Below are 4,353 nucleotides of genomic sequence, written 5' to 3'. Positions count from 1 at the left end.
CCGTATGCCTATCTCAAAGATGTGCTGACGCGGTTGCCGACGCAACGGGCGAGTGAGATCGACCAACTGCTGCCGCATCAGTGGGTATCTGTCTGACTTACGCAACGTGAGTTGGGCAGACGCTTACGTCGCTCCCGCCTATATCGATAGTGATTCGCGAAACTGTGCCGTCATCCTCGAATGGGCTAACACTATATGGATCGCAGACTCCATCCCCGTTTAAATCAACCCCGTAACTACAGTTCGCATTGACCACTGACGCCATAACCGCGAACACAAAAAAAGCCACCACCCTCATCCTAAGTTCCCTTAAGTGCAAAGTGACGTGCTTCGGCTTGGTATAACTACTGATAACAAATGGGACAGTCCACATTCTGATCATTACTAAAACGTAGTCTGTCCACATTTTCACCTAAATGCAGACCGCCGCACTCTCACCATCTCCCTACTGTGTTATGAGAGTCATCCATCTAATGACTTCAATAGCGCATTCAACTCTATTATGTCCTCATCATAAAAACTATTACACTGAGCGACAACTGCTGCATCTTTTTTGTTTATTCTTTTAAGCGTACTACACACAAATACAAAACCTTCACCACCCTGAACTCCTTCATACTCAACTACTTTCATATCCAGGACTTTCCAACCACTCCCTGCAAGCTTAATTTTCGCTGATTCCGGAGCGTCTGAAATGTGCTCTATCCCTTCCGGATCAGGAAGTTCAATCAGACCGTTGTAAGAACCAGCAGATTGCAGATCATTTTTTTTTAGCGCCGCTTCAGGGTTCACTCCAATCACTAAAACAGTAGGAATCTTGTCGAAGGAATTAGCGTTAGCAGATAAATTAGTAGGACTTAAACTCACAACTAACTCCTTGTCATATTTAGCACAGCTTGAAACTACAAAATTCGCCCCCTTAAAATCAAACGAACATTCTGACTCACCCGCGAAAACAGCACCAACGAACAATATAGAGCCAATGACACTCAGCAGGGAATAAAATTTAGACTTCATCATTAAGCACACCCCATATAGATTTTAGTGCGTCCTTCCTTTCTACATCATGCAAAGGTATTTTATTTGGGCTTCCTCTATTTATTATTGAGCCCACTATTCTACAAGTCTCTGGTGTAGCATCTTTATCAGCACGTGCATTGATTTTCTCTCTCGACCAAAAGAAACCAGATGCATCACACGCATTGTAATCATCTGAAGCCAAAAGTGGTGGATTGGGGTCCGTAGTGAAATTTTTTCCTCGGTATCCCTCGTAACTTTTATAGTTTCTTCGACCCGTTATTTGCAGAAATCCTCGACCATGAAATCTATTACCGTCTCCCAACATCCCACCATGTGACGAGTTAGCGGCACCATTATCCATCCCTGCAGCTTTTGTTGCTATTTGTCCAGGCCGTGTTGCTACGTAATCGGGTCGATTGATGGTGGGCTTAGGATGTGGTCCTGGATTAGGTAGCTCAACCGGGCGACGACCTGAGGGTAGATTTCGATTTAGAGTTACACACCTATCATATTCAGCACCTGCTTCAGCCGTTGTCATAATTTCATAATTTTTTCGGAAATAGGCTTCATTCCCGTCTTCTTCTCGAGTTCGCCACCAGCCGGTTTCAATACCAACTTGTGCAAAAAAATGGGCAATCCGAAGTTTTGAATTAGAAATCTGATATTTAGACAACATTTTATTAGTCTGCACTCGTAAACTGCTTGCACGTTCCTTTCCTGCAGCGGGCGCCGGCCAAAGAACCTTCCTTAGTTCGTCACCACTAAGCCAACCGCACTTCCTGAATAAACGAATAAACTCTACGGGGGGGAAATGCCAATGTTTTTTTTCGACACCAACTAGATTGGCTTGCTCCCAGAAAGCAAGAACTTTTTGATGATTTTTTATTTTTTCGTATTGCTCTTGAGGCATCGGACCGCCATCTGCAACTTTCAACAACCAACCATAGCGAGTATCAAAATCGTCTGCCGTCCATTCCGTCGGAAATTTACATATAAGCCGCTTTAGCGATTGCTGGGTATCATCAGAACGAAGCCGAGACATACTTAGCTCACGTTCATTTGTATAACGCTCTGATAAGTTTTTCTTCTGTTCATCTGAAAGGGTTGAATATCCAACGGAGTTGGCAACACTCACAGCATCACCATTTTCGTGTTCAACCGTACCCGTTCCCAACCCCAAAATGCCTTTTACAAAGTCTGACTGACAATGACTATCCGTGTCCGCATCATCATCGACCAAGTGCCACCCCTGCCATTGAGGAAAATCTGCATCGCTGAATCTTGTAACACTATCAGCGTTAAGGTTCACCCAACCAGATTTGCTCTCTTCTCCGGACTTACCAGGGAACTTAATTTGGCGCCAATGCGCGGCGTTGGTGGGCTGGAGATTATCCGGCCCTAGTACACGTCCGAATCTTAGGATTTCATATCCCGCACTAGGCGATTGTGGGTAATATTGCTTAGCTTTATCATAAAGTTTGTATGCATATCCGGACTCCTCCACCTGAGTTCCGATTTGTTGGCCAGTCAGATAAAAAGAAGTTAACTGGCACTCGCCTTTTTCGTAACGCATGCGCACAAAAATTCCGTTCTGCAATAACGACGCTACCGCCGGTTCATATCCCCCAACCGTAGCGGGATTGCCTACGGATGACGTGGTGCTGCCGCCTTCTTGGACTGGCACGGTTGGTGGCATGGCAGGAGGACGATAAACGACCGATGCGTTGTTTAACGATTCGCGGCGATCGTTTGGTGGCGCGCCATAAATTAAAACTTCTGGAGGCACGAAAAAATACATATCACCCCAGCAACTATTTTTCCGCCCACTCTGCGCCTGATAACTTAGCTCTCTTGTATTTCTACCTGTTATGTTCGTTATCTGACTTTGATCAGCAATGATCTCGAAATGAATTCTGCCTTTAGCCCCATAGATACTGCCAGCCTCGCCAAGAGACTCTTTTCTACTGACTACTTTCCCTATCTGAGGACTGGTCAGATTAATTTTCGATAAATGCATGTAGATCGAATAGAAAATAACTTTCGACTCTGCCTCTTCACCAATTTCCGTCTCATGACGCAATACTACGCAACCATTATCAGTCCATCCGCCCCGAAAATTTAGCGGATTAGTTAGATCGTCGTTTTCTGGAGCGGAATCACGAAAGTAAACCAATGTCCCATCGCAGATTGCTCTTACTGGCAACGCACGCCCCCCTTCTTGGGGAGCTGTTAAGTGGCTGCCTCCATGCCAATTAAGGTCAAAGCTCAGCGGATAACCACCATCACCAGGAATGCCACCCACCATGGCACGTGCCAGATAAGCATCGTCGGTTTCACCCGCCACTGGAGCAGGAATAAAAGGAGGGCTAATGATCATTCAAAAAATTCCTTGTTCATATTGACGCTTGTCCGTCCGCTCAAAGCGAGAAAGGGTAATCAACTGTCGGCTTAACCTTCTCAGGCGGCGAATTCGCCAACGCCTGATCCATCAAACTCCCCGCCTTATCCTTATCCGCCGCCCCCGGCAGCACCGGCGGTTTAATCCCAATCCCGGTGCCGGAGCCAGCCGAGCCACCGGCATTGATCTTGATCACCGGCCCAACCACCGTCACCCCACCGCCATCCAGCTTGATAAAGCTCCCGCCACCCAAGATGGTCAGCTCCGTCCCCGCCTCAATAACGATCTTGTCCCCAGCCTTGAGGTGAATCTCTTTCCCCACGCTGGTCAGTTGCGCAGTGCCCAGCTTCACATGCTGGTTCTGCCCAACCGTCAGGTGATCATCCAGCTTCGCTTCAATCTTGCGGTCGGAAATCGTGGTGCGGTGTTCCTCGGCCTTCAGCTCGGTGTAGCTGTTCTTCTCGACGGTGTCGTGGCGTTCATTCCCGACCCGAATCTTCTGGTCATGCTCTACGTTTTCATCCCAATCCCGCTGCGCATGAATGTAGATCTGCTCCGCACCTTTTTTGTCTTCAATGCGCAGTTCGTTGTACCCACCACCGCCCGGTGAGCTAAGCGTTTTGAAGACGCTGCGAGTCTTGTTTGCCGGCAGTGCGTACGGCACCGGGTTTTCCTTGTGGTACAGGCAACCGGTGACGAGGGGTTGGTCGGGGTCGCCTTCGAGGAAGGTGACGAGGACTTCCATGCCGATGCGCGGGATGCTGATGGCGCCGTAGCGGTCGCCCGCCCAGGAGCTGGAGACGCGCAGCCAGCAGCTGGTTTTGTCGTCGGCCTGGCCTTCGCGGTCCCAGTGGAATTGCACTTTGATGCGGCCGTATTGGTCGCAGTGGATTTCTTCGCCTTTGGGGCCGGTGACGTGGGCGGTCTGGCTGCCG

General features: G+C 48.5%; 4 protein-coding genes. 1 reads left to right on the top strand and 3 read right to left on the bottom strand.

Features of this window, described 5'->3' with window-relative positions:
- A partial coding sequence (locus tag AACY18_RS27715) for a transposase domain-containing protein (RefSeq protein ID WP_221733679.1) occupies positions 1-96 on the top strand: 96 nt, incomplete at its 5' end.
- A gap of 366 nt (positions 97-462) precedes the next feature.
- Here the strand turns inward: AACY18_RS27715 and AACY18_RS27710 are convergent.
- The 3 genes from AACY18_RS27710 to tssI form a co-directional block, all read right to left on the bottom strand.
- Positions 463-1,020, bottom strand: coding sequence for a hypothetical protein (locus AACY18_RS27710; RefSeq protein ID WP_339466825.1), 558 nt, complete (start codon positions 1,018-1,020; stop codon positions 463-465).
- Entirely contained in the window at positions 1,007-3,397 is a 2,391-nt protein-coding gene (locus tag AACY18_RS27705) for a hypothetical protein (protein WP_339466824.1), read from the bottom strand. The genes AACY18_RS27710 and AACY18_RS27705 overlap by 14 nt, the downstream gene beginning before the upstream one ends.
- 40 nt (positions 3,398-3,437) lie before the next feature.
- Positions 3,438-4,353, bottom strand: a 916-nt coding sequence (gene tssI, locus AACY18_RS27700; RefSeq protein ID WP_339466823.1) for a type VI secretion system tip protein TssI/VgrG, incomplete at its 5' end; no start/stop codon positions are given.

It is taken from the genome of Pseudomonas sp. EA_65y_Pfl2_P74 (assembly GCF_963970575.1).
GTDB classification, from domain to species: Bacteria; Pseudomonadota; Gammaproteobacteria; order Pseudomonadales; family Pseudomonadaceae; genus Aquipseudomonas; species Aquipseudomonas baetica_A.
The sequence above is the reverse complement of the archived record's forward strand: the minus strand, read 5'-3'. Positions and strand labels throughout refer to the sequence as shown.

Coding starts and splice junctions, on each gene's coding strand:
- AACY18_RS27710 (WP_339466825.1), bottom strand. CDS start 1,020: ATGATGAAGTCTAAATTTTATTCCCTGCTGAGTGTCATTGGCTCTATA.
- AACY18_RS27705 (WP_339466824.1), bottom strand. CDS start 3,397: ATGATCATTAGCCCTCCTTTTATTCCTGCTCCAGTGGCGGGTGAAACC.